The 18387-nt window shown below is 39.1% G+C and carries 17 protein-coding genes, 1 tRNA gene and 1 rRNA gene; 18 read left to right on the top strand and 1 reads right to left on the bottom strand.

All coding sequences use genetic code 11. From position 1 onward, the window contains the following. From QM923_RS07825 to gap, 14 genes are all read left to right on the top strand, one after another. Positions 1-936 carry a DNA-directed RNA polymerase subunit alpha gene (locus tag QM923_RS07825; protein WP_004251121.1) on the top strand — a complete coding sequence of 312 codons (936 nt, stop codon included), beginning with the start codon at positions 1-3 and terminating at the stop codon, positions 934-936. 11 nt (positions 937-947) lie between these two features. Continuing rightward, a complete protein-coding gene (gene rplQ, locus QM923_RS07820) occupies positions 948-1334 on the top strand; it encodes a 50S ribosomal protein L17 (RefSeq protein WP_414291465.1) in 387 nt (128 codons plus the stop codon). A gap of 263 nt (positions 1335-1597) precedes the next feature. Next, a complete protein-coding gene (locus tag QM923_RS07815) occupies positions 1598-1864 on the top strand; it encodes an ACT domain-containing protein (RefSeq protein ID WP_006149010.1) in 267 nt (88 codons plus the stop codon). A gap of 9 nt (positions 1865-1873) precedes the next feature. After that, a complete protein-coding gene (locus QM923_RS07810) occupies positions 1874-3211 on the top strand; it encodes a PFL family protein (protein ID WP_414257345.1) in 1338 nt (445 codons plus the stop codon). A gap of 309 nt (positions 3212-3520) precedes the next feature. Further along, complete coding sequence (gene rnpA / locus QM923_RS07805) at positions 3521-3892, top strand: ribonuclease P protein component (RefSeq protein WP_025169334.1); 372 nt, start codon at positions 3521-3523, stop codon at positions 3890-3892. Continuing rightward, complete coding sequence (locus QM923_RS07800; RefSeq protein WP_004251132.1) at positions 3867-4682, top strand: YidC/Oxa1 family membrane protein insertase; 816 nt, start codon at positions 3867-3869, stop codon at positions 4680-4682. The genes rnpA and QM923_RS07800 overlap by 26 nt, the downstream gene beginning before the upstream one ends. A 14-nt stretch (positions 4683-4696) precedes the next feature. After that, positions 4697-5653: an RNA-binding cell elongation regulator Jag/EloR gene (gene jag / locus QM923_RS07795; RefSeq protein WP_414291464.1), complete on the top strand. Its 957-nt coding sequence runs from the start codon at positions 4697-4699 to the stop codon at positions 5651-5653. Between the two features lie 52 nt (positions 5654-5705). Then, a complete protein-coding gene (locus QM923_RS07790; protein ID WP_414291463.1) occupies positions 5706-6326 on the top strand; it encodes a ribonuclease P in 621 nt (206 codons plus the stop codon). A gap of 118 nt (positions 6327-6444) precedes the next feature. Beyond that, on the top strand, positions 6445-8421 hold the full coding sequence (gene tkt / locus QM923_RS07785) for a transketolase (RefSeq protein WP_414291462.1): 1977 nt from the start codon (positions 6445-6447) through the stop codon (positions 8419-8421). A 115-nt stretch (positions 8422-8536) separates the two neighbouring features. Beyond that, positions 8537-8857 carry a preprotein translocase subunit YajC gene (yajC, locus tag QM923_RS07780; protein WP_049494404.1) on the top strand — a complete coding sequence of 107 codons (321 nt, stop codon included), beginning with the start codon at positions 8537-8539 and terminating at the stop codon, positions 8855-8857. Between the two features lie 48 nt (positions 8858-8905). After that, entirely contained in the window at positions 8906-9343 is a 438-nt protein-coding gene (locus QM923_RS07775; protein WP_414291461.1) for a low molecular weight protein-tyrosine-phosphatase, read from the top strand. After that, positions 9336-9749: an MORN repeat-containing protein gene (locus QM923_RS07770; protein ID WP_414291460.1), complete on the top strand. Its 414-nt coding sequence runs from the start codon at positions 9336-9338 to the stop codon at positions 9747-9749. Before QM923_RS07775 ends, QM923_RS07770 begins: the two co-directional genes overlap by 8 nt. A gap of 299 nt (positions 9750-10048) precedes the next feature. Beyond that, positions 10049-12700: a bifunctional acetaldehyde-CoA/alcohol dehydrogenase gene (gene adhE, locus QM923_RS07765; protein ID WP_414291547.1), complete on the top strand. Its 2652-nt coding sequence runs from the start codon at positions 10049-10051 to the stop codon at positions 12698-12700. Between the two features lie 309 nt (positions 12701-13009). Continuing rightward, positions 13010-14020 (top strand): type I glyceraldehyde-3-phosphate dehydrogenase, encoded by a 1011-nt coding sequence (gene gap, locus QM923_RS07760; RefSeq protein ID WP_414291459.1) that lies wholly within the window; start codon positions 13010-13012, stop codon positions 14018-14020. A 66-nt stretch (positions 14021-14086) separates the two neighbouring features. Here the strand turns inward: gap and QM923_RS07755 are convergent, their stop codons facing one another. After that, the gene (locus QM923_RS07755) at positions 14087-14962 is read right to left on the bottom strand and encodes an RluA family pseudouridine synthase (protein ID WP_414291458.1); all 876 of its coding nucleotides are present in this window, start codon (positions 14960-14962) and stop codon (positions 14087-14089) included. An 88-nt stretch (positions 14963-15050) separates the two neighbouring features. On the opposite strand from QM923_RS07755, the gene pbp2a reads away from it, so the two are divergent. The 4 genes from pbp2a to QM923_RS07735 form a co-directional block, all read left to right on the top strand. Then, entirely contained in the window at positions 15051-17276 is a 2226-nt protein-coding gene (pbp2a, locus tag QM923_RS07750) for a penicillin-binding protein PBP2A (RefSeq protein WP_414291457.1), read from the top strand. Positions 17277-17460: 184 nt separating this feature from the next. After that, complete coding sequence (locus tag QM923_RS07745; RefSeq protein WP_036756170.1) at positions 17461-17940, top strand: sigma factor; 480 nt, start codon at positions 17461-17463, stop codon at positions 17938-17940. Between the two features lie 67 nt (positions 17941-18007). Continuing rightward, positions 18008-18079: transfer RNA gene (locus QM923_RS07740), tRNA-Glu, on the top strand. A 229-nt stretch (positions 18080-18308) separates the two neighbouring features. Further along, positions 18309-18387 (top strand): 16S ribosomal RNA (locus tag QM923_RS07735); the annotation flags it as partial.

The following is an 18387-nucleotide window of genomic DNA, read 5'->3' as shown; positions in this document are numbered from 1 at the left end:
ATGATCGAGTTTGAAAAACCAAATATAACAAAAATTGATGAAAATAAAGATTATGGCAAGTTTGTAATCGAACCACTAGAACGTGGATACGGTACAACACTTGGTAACTCTCTTCGTCGTGTACTTCTTGCTTCTCTTCCAGGAGCAGCTGTTACATCTATCGATATCGATGGAGTATTACATGAATTTGATACAATTCCTGGTGTTCGCGAAGACGTGATGCAAATCATTCTGAACATTAAAGGTATTGCAGTTAAATCATATGTAAAAGACGAAAAGACTATTGAACTTGATGTTGAAGGTCCTGCTGAAGTGACAGCCGGAGATATTTTAACTGATAGTGATATTGAAATCGTAAATCCAGATCATTATCTTTTCACAATCGGAGAAGGTGCTTCATTTAAAGCAACTATGACTGTAAACACTGGTCGTGGTTATGTACCTGCAGATGAAAATAAAAAAGATAATGCCCCAGTTGGAACACTTGCTGTAGATTCTATTTATACACCAGTTACAAAAGTTAACTATCAAGTTGAACCTGCTCGTGTAGGAAGCAATGATGGTTTCGACAAATTAACCCTTGAAATCTTGACAAATGGAACTATTATTCCAGAAGATGCTTTAGGGCTTTCAGCACGTATTTTGACAGAACATCTTGATTTGTTTACAAATCTTACAGAGATTGCTAAATCTGCAGAAGTGATGAAAGAAGCTGATACTGAATCGGACGACCGTATTTTGGAACGTACGATTGAGGAACTTGACTTGTCTGTACGCTCATATAACTGTTTGAAACGTGCTGGTATCAATACTGTGCATGATTTGACAGAAAAATCTGAAGCAGAGATGATGAAAGTAAGAAATCTTGGACGCAAGAGTTTGGAAGAAGTGAAACTCAAACTCATTGATTTGGGTCTTGGATTAAAAGATAAATAAAGGAGGAATACATGGCTTACCGTAAACTAGGACGCACTAGCTCACAACGTAAAGCAATGCTTCGCGATTTGACAACTGACCTTTTGATCAACGAATCAATCGTGACAACTGAAGCTCGTGCTAAAGAAATCCGTAAAACTGTTGAAAAAATGATTACTCTAGGTAAACGTGGTGATTTGCATGCACGTCGTCAAGCTGCTGCTTTCGTACGTAATGAAATCGCATCTGAAAACTATGATGAAGTAACTGATAAGTACACTTCTACTACAGCACTTCAAAAATTGTTCTCAGAAATCGCACCTCGTTACGCAGACCGTAACGGTGGATACACTCGTATCCTTAAAACTGAACCACGTCGTGGTGATGCAGCGCCAATGGCGATCATCGAATTAGTATAAAATCATCAATTTTGTTGAGTGTTATGATGATGGAGCCTCGTGCTCTTAGTCTAGCTCTGGTCTACCGCTAGGACTTTTGTCCTAGCGGGAACACTCATCATAAGATGGTAGGGTAGACGCTTGTTTACGAAATTGTTTTTCTTTTAAGAACAATTTCGTAAGCAGGCGTTTTTTAGTTTTTTTGAAGTAAATGTGCTATACTGAGAAAAAAGAAAAATTTAGATATGGTTATTTTTCTATGATTTCGAAGATGGAGGACCAATATGAAAGCTATTATAACTGTTGTTGGAAAAGATAAGGGTGGTATTGTTGCAGGTGTTGCGACTAAGATTGCTGAATTAGGATTAAATATTGATGATATTTCACAAACTGTCTTGGATGAGTTCTTTACCATGATGGCTGTAGTATCCAGTGATGAAAAACATGATTTTACTCAACTAAGAAATGAGTTTGAAGCCTTTGGCCAGACCTTGAATGTCAAAATCAATATTCAGAGCGCGGCTATTTTCGATGCTATGTACAATATCTAGGAGGTGCTTATGGATATTAGACAAGTTACCGAAACTATTGCAATGATTGAAGAGCAGAATTTTGATATTCGTACCATTACCATGGGAATTTCTCTTCTTGATTGTATTGATCCGGATATTGATAGAGCTGCAGATAAAATATATGAAAAAGTTACGACTAAGGCGGCGAATTTAGTGGCAGTCGGTGATGAAATTGCTGCTGAGTTAGGTATACCTATTGTCAATAAACGTGTATCAGTAACACCGATTTCTCTAATTGGTGCTGCTACAAATGCAAGGGACTATGTACCATTAGCCAAAGCTTTAGATAGAGCAGCAAAAGAAATTGGCGTAGATTTTATTGGTGGTTTTTCTGCTTTAGTTCAAAAAGGCTACCAAAAAGGAGATGAAATACTCATCAACTCGATTCCACGTGCTTTAGCTGAAACTGATAAAGTTTGCTCGTCAGTAAATATTGGATCAACTAAGTCTGGAATCAACATGACTGCTGTAGCTGATATGGGTCGAATTATCAAGGAGACAGCTGAGCTTTCAGATATGGGGGCTGCAAAACTTGTCGTTTTTGCCAATGCAGTTGAGGATAATCCTTTTATGGCCGGAGCCTTTCATGGTGTTGGTGAAGCTGATGTTATTATCAACGTAGGTGTTTCAGGGCCTGGTGTAGTCAAACGTGCCCTAGAAAAAGTTCGCGGCCAAAGCTTTGATGTAGTTGCTGAAACTGTTAAAAAGACAGCCTTCAAGATTACTCGGATTGGTCAATTAGTTGGCCAGATGGCTAGTGAAAGACTAGGTGTTGATTTTGGGATTGTTGATTTGAGTTTAGCACCTACTCCTGCAGTGGGGGATTCAGTAGCTCGGGTCCTGGAAGAAATGGGACTGGAAACAGTTGGGACTCATGGGACGACTGCCGCTTTAGCTCTTTTAAATGACCAAGTAAAAAAAGGCGGAGTAATGGCTTGCAACCAAGTCGGTGGTCTGTCAGGTGCTTTCATCCCAGTTTCAGAAGATGAGGGTATGATAGCAGCAGTGCAAAATGGTTCCCTAAATCTTGAGAAATTAGAAGCCATGACTGCTATCTGTTCAGTTGGATTGGATATGATTGCCATTCCAGAAGATACCCCGGCAGAAACGATTGCGGCTATGATTGCGGATGAGGCAGCAATTGGTGTTATTAATATGAAAACCACAGCTGTCCGTATCATTCCAAAGGGTAAAGAAGGCGATATGATTGAGTTTGGTGGCTTGCTAGGAACTGCCCCAGTTATGAAAGTCAATGGAGCTTCTTCGGCTGATTTCATTGCTCGTGGAGGACAGATTCCAGCTCCAATTCATAGTTTTAAAAATTAATAAAAAATAAAATGATTTAAGTTCAATTTAAGGATAGGTGTGTATACTCTAATCATTAAATAAAGACCTCCTAACTTTATTTAATAGAAATCCTAAACTTTTTCATAATAATCTCCTACAAAAGTCGCTCGTAAGAGTGGCTTTTGTTTTGTATTCTTTAAAAAACTAGTAAAATTTCATTGATTCTGGTCAAATTTTTTAAGAATGGCTACTTTTTTCGAAGTCAAACCAGCCTAAAACCTTGCCATGATTGGCTTTTTGAAAAATTATGGTATAATAGTAGTAGTTTTATTAGATGGAGTAGAATTTTTGAGAAAAAGCTTTCGTGTAAAAAAAGAGAAAGATTTCGACGCCATATTTAAAAAGGGAGCAAGTGTAGCTAATCGAAAATTTGTTATTTATCGATTAGAAAACAATGAAACACATTTTCGAGTAGGTTTGTCAGTCAGTAAAAAATTAGGAAATGCTGTGACAAGAAACCAAATCAAGAGAAGAATCCGGCATGTTCTCATTCAAAATAGTAATCAACTTGTTGATAATGTCGATTTTGTTGTGATTGCTCGAAAAGGCGTTGAACTATTAGAATATGCAGAAATTGAAAAAAACTTACTTCATGTTTTGAGATTAGCAAAGATTTACCAGGAAGGAAATAAGAGTGAAGAAGAAATTACAATTGACTAGTTTGTTAGGTTTGTCCTTGTTGGTAATGACTGCTTGTGCAACTAGTGAAGTATCTGCAGATTCTGCAGACTTTTGGAGTAAACTTGTTTATTTTTTTGCTGAAACTATTCGATTTTTGTCATTTGATGTCAGCATTGGTTTAGGGATTATTCTGTTCACAGTCTTGATTAGAACAATACTGTTACCAGTCTTTCAAACACAAATGGTGGCTTCCAGAAAAATGCAAGAGGCGCAACCTCTTATCAAAGAATTGCGCGAACGTTATCCAGGTCGCGATATGGAAAGTCGTACTAAGCTAGATCAGGAAACACGTAAATTATTTAAAGAATTAGGCATTAAGCAATCTGCATCCTTCTGGCCGCTTTTGATTCAAATGCCAATTCTATTGGCTCTTTTCCAAGCTTTATCAAACGTAGATTTTTTGAAGACAGGCCACTTCTTATGGTTCAATCTAGGTGGAGCTGATACTACTTTCGTACTACCTATTTTAGCTGCCCTATTCACCTTCCTCAGTAGCTGGCTTTCAAATAAAGCTTTGCCTGAGAAAAATGGTGCAATGACAGGTATGATGTATGGGATGCCTGTTATAATCTTCTTTTTTGCAATATCTGCTCCAAGTGGTGTCGCTCTTTACTGGGCGGTTTCAAATGCTTATCAAGTATTGCAAACATACCTTTTGAACAACCCCTTCAAAATCATTGCAGAGCGTGAAGCTGATGTGCAAGCTAAGAAGGATTTAGAAGTTAAGAAAAGAAAAGCTCTAAAGAAAGCACAGAAAAAGAAAAAGTAAGGAGAAATCTGATAATGGTATTATTTACAGGTTCAACAGTTGAAGAAGCAATCCAAAAGGGATTGAATGAATTAAATATTCCTAGAATGAAAGCTCATATCAAAGTTGTTTCGAGAGAGAAAAAGGGATTTTTTGGACTTTTTGGTACAAAACAAGCTCAAGTTGATATCGAAGCAATCAGTGAGACAACCGTTGTAAAAGCAAATCAGCAAGCAATCAAAGGTGTTCCAAAGGAAATTAATGATCAAAATGATCCAGTTAAAACAGTCAGCGAAGCGACCGTTGATTTGGGACATGTAGTTGCAGCTATCAAGAAAATTGAAGAAGAAGGCCAAGAAATTTCTGAAGAAGTTAAGGCTGAAATTCTTAAGAATGATAAAGAAGCCAGCACGATTTTAGAAGAAACAGGCCATATTGAAGTTTTAAAAGAATTGCAACCTGAAGAAACTCAAGATGAAGTTGAGCCTGAAAAAGGCAGCGACTTAGAAATTCTTGGTTTGAAAGTCGAGCCAACATACGACACCGAAAAGGTTGTTGAAGAAGTAACCAATTATGTTCAAGCAATCATTGATGATATGGATGTTGAGGGGACTATTTCTAGCACCTCTAACCGTCGCTCTATCAACATGCAAATTGATACAAATGAGCCAGGCCGTATCATTGGTTACCATGGTAAGGTTTTGAAATCCCTTCAACTTTTGGCACAAAATTACCTCTACAATCGTTATTCAAAAACTTTCTACATTACTATCAACGTGAATGATTATGTAGAACATCGTGCAGAAGTGTTACAAAGTTATGCTCAAAAATTAGCTACACGTGTCTTGGAAGAAGGCCGTAGTCAGATGACAGATCCAATGTCAAGCAGCGAGCGTAAAATTATCCATCGTATCATCTCACGAATGGAAGGTGTTACTAGCTACTCTGAAGGTGACGAACCAAATCGTTACGTTGTAGTTGACACAGAATAAAAATGAAAAATCAGGGGAAACCTGATTTTTTTCTAACTAAAGAAGGAATAAAATGAAAGAAATCAAGGACTATCTTGCTTATCAAGGGGAACAGTACCGGAATCCTGAAAAAGCAGGAGCTGAAAAGGATAAAATGCTAGACCTGCGTCAAAAAGGGCAGGAAGCGCGAAAGGCATTTACTCACCTAGCGAAATGTTTTCAAGCTAGGCATTCCGATTGGAATTTACACCCCACCAGTCAATGGATGAATCAAGCGCAGAGATTACGACCACATTTCTGGGTTTATTTACAGAGAGAGGGGTATGTAACAGAGCCCATGATGGCTCTTCGTTTGTATGGAAATCAGAATAATTGGGGAATCTCTATAGAAGTCAGCTTTGTAGAGAGAAAGAAAGATGAGACTACCTTGTCAAAACAGGCTAAAATATTGGATATCCCAGTGGTTGATGGAATCTATTATTGGGTTCAGAAAAACGATGAAAGCTATAGAGTACAAGCTACTGAGGGAAATAGACAACTTTTAAGACAACAGTTATCTAACCAAGAGATTCGCAAAGTAATAATAAAAGCTGATGTTCCAGTGACCGATGAAGAAACTCTAGATAAGATTTTAGATGAACTGGATAGGGCTTTTGAAATATTATTGCCTTACTATCAAGCTACTAGGAATTAGTATAATCGGCTGAGTCATTTTATAGTAAATTGTTTTATTGCTATTCTATCTGTTTTTTCATATAATAGTAGAATAGGATATGTGATAAACTTATCACCTCAAAGAGAAAGGAAATTCTATGTCAAATCTATCTGTTAATGCTATTCGTTTCTTGGGTATTGACGCTATTAATAAAGCGAATTCAGGTCACCCAGGGGTGGTAATGGGTGCAGCACCGATGGCTTACAGCCTTTTCACTAAAGAACTTCGTATCAATCCAGCTCAACCAAACTGGATCAACCGCGACCGTTTTATTCTTTCAGCGGGTCACGGATCAATGCTTCTCTATGCCCTTCTTCACCTTTCTGGATTTGAAGATGTGAGCATGGATGAAGTGAAGAGCTTCCGTCAATGGGGTTCTAAAACTCCAGGTCACCCAGAATTTGGTCATACAGCAGGGGTTGATGCAACAACAGGTCCTCTAGGACAAGGGATTGCAACTGCGACAGGTTTTGCACAAGCAGAACGTTTCCTTGCAGCCAAGTATAACCGCGAAGGTTATAACATCTTTGATCACTACACATATGTTATCTGTGGAGATGGTGACTTGATGGAAGGTGTCTCAAGTGAAGCTGCTTCTTACGCAGGTTTGCAGAAACTTGACAAATTGGTTGTTCTCTATGATTCAAATGATATCAACTTGGACGGTGAGACAAAAGATTCATTCACAGAGAGTGTTCGTGATCGTTACAATGCTTACGGTTGGCATACAGCCTTGGTTGAAGATGGGACAGACTTAGAAGCTATTCAAGCAGCTATTGAAGAAGCTAAGGTTTCAGGGAAACCATCTCTGATTGAAGTAAAAACTGTTATTGGTTATGGTTCGCCAAACAAACAAGGAACTAATGCCGTACATGGTGCTCCTCTTGGTGCAGACGAAACTGCTGCAACTCGTCAAGCCCTTGGTTGGGACTACGAACCATTTGAAATCCCAGCAGAAGTTTATGCTGATTTCAAAGAAAATGTTGCGGACCGAGGTGTATCAGCATATGAAGCATGGACAAAACTAGTTACAGATTATAAAGAAGCTTACCCAGAGCTTGCTGCAGAAGTGGAAGCCATCATCGAAGGACGTGATCCAGTTGAATTGACTCCAGAAGACTTCCCAGCTTTAGAAAATGGCTTCTCTCAAGCAACTCGTAACTCAAGCCAAGATGCTTTAAATGTAGTGGCTGCTAAATTGCCAACCTTCCTTGGTGGATCAGCTGACCTTGCTCATTCAAATATGACTTACATCAAAACTGACGGACTTCAGGACGATGCAAATCGCTTGAACCGTAATATCCAATTTGGTGTTCGTGAATTTGCAATGGGTACAGTTTTGAACGGAATGGCTCTTCACGGTGGACTTCGAGTTTACGGTGGAACTTTCTTCGTATTCTCAGACTACCTTAAAGCGGCAGTTCGTTTGTCAGCTCTACAAGGTCTTCCTGTAACCTATGTCTTTACTCACGATTCAATCGCAGTTGGTGAAGATGGACCAACTCACGAACCAATTGAGCACTTGGCAGGACTTCGTGCGATTCCAAATCTCAACGTTTTCCGTCCAGCAGATGCGCGTGAAACTCAAGCAGCTTGGTATCTTGCAGTGAATAGTGAGAAAACACCAACTGCCCTCGTCTTGACTCGTCAAAACTTGACTGTTGAAGAAGGAACAGACTTTAATAAGGTTGCGAAAGGTGCTTATGTTGTCTATGAAAATACTAAAGACTTTGACACGATTTTGATTGCAACAGGTTCAGAGGTTAATCTAGCTGTTGCAGCTGCTAAAGAATTGGCAAGTCAAGGTGGAAAAGTTCGCGTAGTCAGCATGCCATCTACGGATGTCTTTGATGCACAAGATGTCGCATACAAAGAAGAAATCCTACCAAATGCAGTTCGTCGCCGTGTAGCGGTTGAAATGGGAGCGACTCAAAACTGGTATAAATACGTTGGTCTTGATGGAGCAGTTCTCGGTATTGATACCTTTGGAGCATCTGCCCCAGCTTCAAAAGTGTTGGCAGAGTATGGATTTACAGTTGAAAACTTAGTAGAACTTGTAAACAACTTGAAATAAGAAAAATCAGAGCTTTGCTCTGGTTTTTTATTGAACTAAAACTAAGGTGCAATCTTGTAAAAAATAGTGAAATTTGATATAGTAGTTTTATCTGAATTACAAAGGAGAAAATACAATGAATCCAAATTTAACATTTGTGATTATGCTTGTAGGGATGTTTGCCTTGATGTTCTTTATGCAACGTTCTCAAAAGAAACAAGCTGAAAAACGCATGGAGAGTCTCAATAAACTTCAAAAAGGCTATGAAGTCATTACTATCGGTGGTTTATACGGTACAGTTGATGAAGTTGATACCGAAAACAGAACGATCGTACTTGATGTAGACGGAGTTTACTTGACTTTTGAACTTGGAGCTATCAAATCTGTCTTGCCACTTAAAGAGGCTGTTACATCAGAAGGTACAGTTGTTGATGGTGAAAGCGCGATTGAAGAATAAAACGGGGTGGATCTCATACCCCTTTTTCTATGAAGATGGGGAACAATAATGAAGAAAGTTGTTTTTGTATGTCTTGGTAATATTTGCCGTAGTCCTATGGCAGAATTTGTTATGAAATCTTTAACCGATGATTATGAGATTCAAAGTAGAGCAACTTCTTCTTGGGAACATGGAAATCCAATTCACAAAGGAACTCAGAAAATTTTTAAAGCTCACGAGATTCCTTACGATTCATCAAAAACATCACAACAAATTTCTAAAAAAGATTTTGAGTATTTTGACTATATCATTGGAATGGACGAGTCCAATCTTCTAGATTTGACTCGGATGTGTCCTCAAGACCAACAACACAAGCTAGAGGCATTTGCTTCTGAGGGTGTTCCTGATCCATGGTATACAGGTGATTTTGATGAAACTTATGATCGAGTTTTAACTGGTTGCCAAGCTTGGCTAACACGTTTAGAAAATGAGGCAAAAAATGGATAATTTAAAGAAATTCTATGATAAGTACAGTGTCTATATAACGCGTCCTCGTTTGGAAATTGCAACAGTAGTAGTCATAGCTCTTTGTGCTATATTTGTATTTGTAGGGAATATGCCTAAGCAAGGAGTTTTAAAACTGGATGGCGATTCACTTGTATATGATGGAAGTATTGTTCGTGGAAAGATGAATGGCAAAGGCACAATGACCTTCTCAAATGGCGACACTTATACTGGTGAATTTAAAAATGGAGCATTTAACGGTAAAGGGACCTACCAAGCTAAAGAAGGCTGGGTTTATGAAGGGGGCTTTGTTAATGGCCAAGCTGAAGGAAAAGGAAAACTGACTACAGAGCAAGAAGTTGTCTATGAAGGCGACTTTAAACAAGGGCTCTTCCAACAAGCACAATAACCTCCTCTTAGAGGGGGTAATATACCGCACCCACAGAAAGCGCTTACATGGAAATTGAGATGCCTTTCAATACCCTTTTACAATGAAGTTTGTGAAAAATAAAAGTTTTATGGGATTATTCACAAAGTATAAGCTAAAAAGCGTATGGGTAGGGCTGTGCAAAATTATTTTCACAAGCGAATAAAAAAAGTTTGTGAAATTTCTATGAAACTGTTTACAAATCTTGAAAAAAGAGTTATAATAAGATTGTGAAAAAATTAACAAAGGACTTACAATCCTTGAAAGCTATGGAGGAAAATATGGCTGATAAAAAAACTGTAACACCAGAGGAAAAGAAACTCGCTGCTGAAAAGCATGTCGATGGTTTGGTGCAAAAAGCTTTAGTTGCCCTTGAAGAAATGCGTAAACTTGACCAAGATCAAGTCGATTATATTGTAGCAAAAGCTTCAGTTGCAGCTCTTGATGCCCACGGAGAATTGGCTCTACATGCCTTTGAAGAAACAGGACGTGGAGTATTTGAAGATAAAGCGACTAAAAACTTGTTTGCCTGTGAGCACGTAGTAAACAACATGCGCCACACTAAAACAGTTGGTGTTATTGAAGAAGACGATGTGACAGGATTGACTCTTATTGCTGAACCGGTTGGTGTTGTTTGTGGTATCACTCCAACAACAAACCCAACTTCAACAGCAATCTTTAAAGCGTTGATTTCATTGAAGACTCGTAATCCTATTGTCTTTGCATTCCACCCATCAGCTCAAGAATCATCAGCTCACGCTGCTCAAATCGTGCGTGATGCAGCGATTAAAGCAGGAGCTCCTGAAAACTGTGTACAGTGGATTACTGAACCATCTATGGAAGCAACAAGCGCATTGATGAACCACGAAGGTGTTGCAACAATCCTTGCAACAGGTGGGAATGCCATGGTTAAAGCTGCATATTCATGTGGAAAACCAGCTCTTGGGGTAGGTGCCGGAAACGTTCCAGCTTATGTTGAAAAATCAGCTAACATTCGCCAAGCTGCTCACGATATCGTAATGTCTAAATCATTTGATAATGGTATGGTCTGTGCCTCTGAACAAGCGGTTATTATTGATAAAGAAATTTATGATGAATTTGTAGCAGAGTTAAAATCTTACCACACTTACTTTGTAAACAAAAAAGAAAAAGCTCTTCTTGAAGAATTCTGCTTCGGTGTGAAAGCAAATAGCAAAAACTGTGCTGGTGCAAAATTGAACGCTGACATCGTTGGTAAACCAGCAACTTGGATCGCAGAACAAGCAGGATTTACTGTTCCAGAAGGAACAAACATTCTTGCTGCAGAATGTAAAGAAGTTGGTGAAAACGAGCCGTTGACTCGTGAAAAATTGTCACCAGTTATCGCAGTTTTGAAATCTGAAAGCCGTGAAGATGGTATTTCTAAAGCTCGTCAAATGGTTGAATTTAACGGTCTTGGACATTCAGCTGCCATCCATACTGCTGATGAAGAACTGACTAAAGAATTTGGTAAAGCTGTTAAAGCTATTCGTGTTATCTGTAACTCACCTTCTACTTTCGGTGGTATCGGGGATGTTTATAATGCCTTCTTGCCATCATTGACACTCGGATGTGGTTCTTACGGACGTAACTCAGTTGGGGATAACGTTAGCGCCATTAACCTCTTGAATATCAAAAAAGTCGGAAGACGGAGAAATAACATGCAATGGATGAAACTTCCTTCAAAAACATACTTTGAACGTGATTCAATTCAATACCTTCAAAAATGTCGTGACGTTGAGCGTGTCATGATCGTTACTGACCACGCTATGGTAGAGCTTGGCTTCCTTGATCGTATCATCGAACAACTTGACCTTCGTCGCAATAAGGTTGTTTACCAAATCTTTGCAGATGTAGAACCAGACCCAGATATCACTACAGTTGAACGTGGTACTGAGATTATGCGTTCCTTCAAACCAGATACAATCATCGCTCTTGGTGGTGGATCACCAATGGATGCGGCCAAAGTTATGTGGCTCTTCTACGAACAACCAGAAGTGGACTTCCGTGACTTGGTACAAAAATTCATGGATATCCGTAAACGTGCCTTCAAGTTCCCATTGCTTGGTAAGAAGACTAAATTTATTGCGATCCCAACAACATCTGGTACAGGATCTGAAGTAACTCCATTTGCCGTTATCTCTGATAAAGCAAACAACCGTAAATACCCAATCGCTGACTACTCATTGACACCAACTGTGGCAATCGTAGACCCTGCCTTGGTGTTGACAGTTCCTGGATTTGTTGCTGCTGACACTGGTATGGACGTATTGACTCACGCGACTGAAGCTTACGTATCACAAATGGCTAGCGACTACACTGACGGTCTTGCTCTTCAAGCGATCAAACTCGTATTTGAAAACCTTGAAAGCTCAGTTAAGAATGCAGACTTCCACTCACGTGAGAAAATGCATAACGCTTCAACTATTGCTGGTATGGCCTTTGCTAATGCCTTCCTAGGAATTTCTCACTCAATGGCTCACAAGATTGGTGCACAATTCCACACAGTTCACGGACGTACAAATGCAATCTTGCTTCCATACGTTATCCGTTACAATGGTACACGTCCAGCTAAGACAGCTACATGGCCTAAGTACAACTACTACCGTGCAGATGAGAAATATCAAGATATCGCTCGTATGCTTGGACTTCCAGCTTCTACTCCAGAAGAAGGGGTTGCATCTTATGCTAAAGCTGTTTACGAACTCGGTGAGCGCGTAGGTATCGAAATGAACTTCAAAGCACAAGGTGTTGACGAGAAAGAATGGAAAGAACATTCTCGTGAATTGGCCTTCCTTGCTTATGAAGATCAATGTTCACCTGCAAACCCACGTCTTCCAATGGTTGATCATATGCAAGAAATCATCGAAGATGCTTACTATGGTTACAAAGAAAGACCAGGACGTCTTAAATAATTGATTATCGGTCAGAGGCAGGAGTAATCCTGTCTCTTTTTATAGTTTTTCAAAATAGAAGCGGTTAAAAGTTTAACAAAAAAGTTTTGTAAATAACTATAAAGATGTATGTTGATAGACTTTTGACAAAGGGAATCTATATAAAATTGTGTATCTAGAAAGTAGAAAACTGAAGTGAAAATCAAGGCCAGCGCTTGCAATAAAACTAAAATAGTTATATAATAGGATTGTTGAAAGGTGATTTGTAGTGATTCAAGTTACTCTTTTCACAATAAAATTTTCATGATTTTCATAAGGAGGAAATCACTAATGGTAGTTAAAGTTGGTATTAACGGTTTCGGTCGTATCGGTCGTCTTGCTTTCCGTCGTATCCAAAACGTAGAAGGTGTTGAAGTTACTCGCATCAACGACCTTACAGATCCAGTTATGCTTGCACACTTGTTGAAATATGACACAACTCAAGGTCGTTTCGACGGTACTGTGGAAGTTAAAGAAGGTGGATTCGAAGTTAACGGTAAATTCGTTAAAGTTTCTGCTGAACGCGATCCAGAACAAATCGACTGGGCTAACGATGGTGTAGAAATCGTTCTTGAAGCAACTGGTTTCTTTGCTACTAAAGCAGCTGCTGAAAAACACTTGCATGCTGGTGGTGCTAAGAAAGTTGTTATCACTGCTCCTGGTGGATCAGATGTTAAAACAGTCGTATTTAACACTAACCACGATATTCTTGATGGTACTGAAACAGTTATCTCAGGTGCTTCATGTACTACAAACTGCTTGGCTCCAATGGCTAAAGCTCTTCAAGATAACTTCGGTGTTGTAGAAGGATTGATGACTACTATCCACGCTTACACTGGTGACCAAATGATCCTTGACGGTCCACACCGTAAAGGTGACCTTCGTCGTGCACGCGCTGGTGCTGCTAACATCGTTCCTAACTCAACTGGTGCTGCTAAAGCAATCGGTTTGGTTATCCCTGAATTGAACGGTAAATTGGACGGAGCTGCACAACGCGTTCCTACTCCAACTGGATCAGTAACTGAATTGGTAGTTGTTCTTGAAAAGAACGTTACTGTTGATGAAGTAAATGCAGCTATGAAAGCTGTTGCTAACGAATCATACGGTTACACTGAAGATCCAATCGTTTCTTCAGACGTTGTAGGTATGTCATACGGTTCATTGTTTGACGCAACTCAAACTAAAGTTCTTGACGTTGATGGTAAACAATTGGTTAAAGTTGTTTCATGGTATGACAACGAAATGTCTTACACTGCACAACTTGTTCGTACTCTTGAATACTTCGCAAATATTGCTAAATAATTTCTGAGTCAAAAAAGCAAGACCAGTCGGTCTTGCTTTTTGTATCTAAAAAAATGGATGATTTTATCATCCATTTTGTTTTAATTCTCTTTCAAATGTATCTGAGAGTGCGGTAAAGCTTAATTTATTTAAAGTCAGAGGGTGGATAAAGGATAGTTTAAATGCGTGAAGCATCAGTCTCTTGTTTTTTGAGTGTGGGTTGTAGAGAGGGTCCCCGAGGATTGGATGTCCGTGGTGAGATAGGTGGACTCGGATCTGATGAGTACGTCCTGTTTTTAATCTACACCGAACGAGACTGGTTTTGTTTTGAAATTGTTTTAACCGAGTTACATGAGTTTCGGCGTATTGACCGTTTTTGGGGTCAACTATTCGTTTTCTACGATCGTGGCGGTTGCGGCCGATTTTATCTCGGAAGATAAAGTCCTTAGCCGCTAATCTTCCATCAACCAGAGCCCAGTATTCTCGAGAAATCTCTTTCTTTTCTAATAAGCGATTAAGGATAGGAAGAATGAATGGATTCTTCGCAAACAGTACGAGACCGCTTGTTTCCATATCTAGTCTATGAACAACATAGCAGGTTTGGCCGACATAGGCGCTGACATGATTGAGAAGAGCTATCTCGTCTGGCTGATTTCCATGTGTCTTCATACCCTCAGGTTTATTGACGATAATTAAATGTTGGTCTTGATAGACTTCTTCGACAAGTTTGGGATTTCCCCAGAGAATTTTTTTTGTAGGATAATCTTCCTCGTCGAAAATCAATTGGCACTCATCTCCAGCCTTGACCGTTTGATGCCAGTGGACTTCTTCTTGATTAATGAGGATGTGTTTCTTGATTCTCAAAAAGTGCCTTATTTTTCGAGGTATTAACAGCTGTTCTTCTAGAAAATGTTTGACAGTCATTTCGGGTAGAGAGTTGGGAATCGTAAAGGTAAATTTCATACTGATATTGTAACAAAAATCAATTTATTTGGACAGGGGAACTAGCAAAATTCTTGTCTTCCTATGGGGAAGATGATAAAATATACGCATGAAATTAGATACCTTATTTGAAAAATTTCTTTCTTTATTTAAAAAAGAAGAATCTGAAATTGAAAAAACAGAAATGAATGGAATGGAACAAGAAGAAAGTGTGTCGAGCAATTTACGGCGTTCAAGAGCAGGACGAAAGAAAGCGGGGGCAATTGGCCCTGTTCGAAAATTTTGGCGTCGCTATCATCTGACAAAAATCTTTTTAATTCTTGGGCTTAGTGCCAGCTTGTTTGTTGGGGTTTATTTGTTTGCTCTAGCAAAATCGACAAATGTTACAGACCTGCAAAACGCTTTAAAAACTCGCACTCTGATTTTTGACAGAGAGGAAAAAGAAGCAGGCGCCTTGTCAGGTCAAAAAGGTACCTATGTCGAACTTTCGAACATCAGTGAAGACTTACAAAATGCCGTCATTGCTACAGAAGATAGAAGTTTCTATAAGAACGATGGTATTAACTATGCTCGTTTTTTCCTAGCGATAGTGACGGCCGGACGCTCAGGTGGTGGTTCTACAATTACTCAGCAGTTGGCGAAAAATGCCTATCTTTCTCAAGATCAGACTGTACAGAGAAAGGCGAAAGAATTCTTTTTAGCTTTGGAGCTAACAAAAAAATATAGTAAGAAAGAAATTCTGACTATGTACTTGAACAATGCCTACTTCGGAAATGGGGTTTGGGGTGTTGAAGATGCAAGTAAAAAATACTTCGGGGTCTCAGCTTCTCAACTGACACTTGATGAAGCTGCAACTTTAGCTGGAATGCTTAAAGGGCCAGAATTGTATAACCCTTTGAATTCTATTGAAGATTCTACTAATCGTAGAGACACCGTTCTACAAAACATGGTCGCTGCTGGCTATATTGATAAAGACAAAGAAGCGGAAGCTTCGGGTGTTGATATGGCCTCTCAACTGCAAGATGCTTATGAAGGTAAAGTTTCAGACTACCGATATCCATCCTATTTTGATGCTGTTGTTAATGAAGCAATTGAAAAATATAATTTAACTGAAGAAGAAATTGTGAACAACGGCTATCGTATATATACGGAATTAGATCAGAATTACCAGGCTAATATGCAGGTCATTTATGAAAATACAGCTCTCTTTCCAACCGCAGAAGATGGAACTCATGCTGAGTCGGGCAGTGTTGCTCTAGAGCCAAAAACAGGAGGAGTTCGAGGAGTTGTTGGTCGTGTAGCAGGAGATGATAAAGCTGGTTTCCGAAATTTCAACTATGCAACTCAATCAAAAAGAAGCCCAGGTTCGACTATTAAGCCCTTAGTTGTCTATACCCCAGCAGTCGAAGCTGGTTGGGCTCTAAATAAAGAGTTGGACAATCATACTATGGAGTATGGTGATTACAAGGTAGATAACTACGCAGGTATCAAAACATCTCCAGAAGTTCCAATGTACCAAGCTTTAGCTGAATCCCTAAACCTTCCTGCAGTAGCCACGGTTAAGGAACTTGGTATTGACAAGGCTTTTGAATCAGGTGAAAGATTCGGGCTTAACTTAACCAATGTAGATCGTGTGTTGGGTGTTGCACTGGGTGGTGGTGTGGAAACTAGTCCACTACAAATGGCGCAAGCTTATGCAGCATTTGCAAACGAGGGTTTGATGCCTGAAGCACATTTCATTACACGTATTGAAAATGCAAGTGGTCAAGTCATTGCTACGCATAAGAATTCTCAAAAACGAGTGATAGATAAATCCGTAGCGGATAAAATGACTAGCATGATGCTAGGGACATTCACAAACGGTACAGGGATAAGTTCATCACCAGATGGTTATGTTATGGCCGGGAAAACAGGTACAACAGAAGCGGCCTTCAACCCGGTGTATACGAGTGACCAGTGGGTTATCGGCTATACGCCAGATGTAGTCATTAGTCACTGGCTTGGTTTCCCGACAACCGATGAAAATCATTATCTAGCAGGTTCGACATCGAATGGCGCCGCTCATATTTTTAGAAGTATGGCAGAAACAATTCTTCCTTATACACCAGGAAGCACATTTACAGTTGAAAACGCCTATAAAATAAATGGTATTGCTCCTGAAAATGTTCCGAATCAGTCAACTGACAATGGTGGAGGGCAGTCAACTGACTCTATAAGTGACATTCAAAGTCGAGCACAGAACCTTATTGATGAAGCAGAAAAAGCTATTTCAGATGCAAAAATTAAAGAAAAGGCAAAAACCGTCTGGGATACAATTGTAGATTTGTTCCAATAATTTTTTTAAAAGACAAGAGCATAGCTCTTGTCTCTTTTTATATCCTAAAAAGTCTAAAAAGATATCCCAACGAAATATCAAACATTCAAAAAAATAAAATCAGACAAGATAAATAACAAAATAGAAGAAATGTCATAATTCGTCCCTACCTCTGCTATACTAATGGCAGAAAAGGAGAACAACTATGTTAGACATGAATTACCACGAAGTAAAAGCTATTGTACATAAGTGTAGAAAAGAATACTACCTTCATTTATGGGAAAAAGAAGATTGGGATCAAGAGGGAATGATTTGCCTACATGAATTACTAGAAAATCACCCTGATTTTAAGGAAAATAAAAATAAGGAATTTTATACCTACTTCAAAACAAAGTTTCGAAATCGAATTTTGGATGCAGTTCGAAAACAAGAAAGTTACAAAAGAAGATTGGATCGCCAAGCTTATGAAGAAGTGAGCGAGATTAGCCATCGCTTAGGCGAAGGGGGGCTGTTGATAGATGAGTCTTACGCATTACAAGAAGTGCTTAAAGAGTATCGAGCAGGATTAGGAAAAGAAAAATTGGAGTTATTTGAACGATTGTTAGCTGATGAGCGATTCAAAGGAAGAAAAGCAATGTTGAAAGAACTGAAGCATGTGCTAAGAGATTTTTCTCCAAAAAGATAAAAAAATAATCTTAAGTTCTTGACAAGATTCAAAAAGTGGGTATAATAGAAAGAGTTAAAAAGCTCACGGTCCGTTGGTCAAGGGGTTAAGACACCGCCTTTTCACGGCGGTAACACGGGTTCGAATCCCGTACGGACTATGGGTATGTTGCAGTAGAAGTTGAAAAAAATTTGAAAAAGTTATTGACAACGATTAGAAGCTGTGATATACTAATATAGTTGTCGCTCACGAGAGAAGTGAGAGACAAAGACCTTTGAAAACTGAACAAGACGAACCAATGTGCAGGGCACTACAACTGATGTTGTAGTACTGAACAATGAAAAAAACAATAAATCTGTCAGTGACAGAAATGAGTGAGAACTCAAACTTTTAATGAGAGTTTGATCCTGGCTCAGGACGAACGCTGGCGGCGTGCCTAATACATGCAAGTAGAACGCTGAAGGAGGA

Source organism: Streptococcus infantis, from assembly GCF_047463275.1.
In the GTDB taxonomy this organism is placed as follows: Bacteria; Bacillota; Bacilli; order Lactobacillales; family Streptococcaceae; genus Streptococcus; species Streptococcus infantis_AF.
The sequence above is the reverse complement of the archived record's forward strand: the minus strand, read 5'-3'. Positions and strand labels throughout refer to the sequence as shown.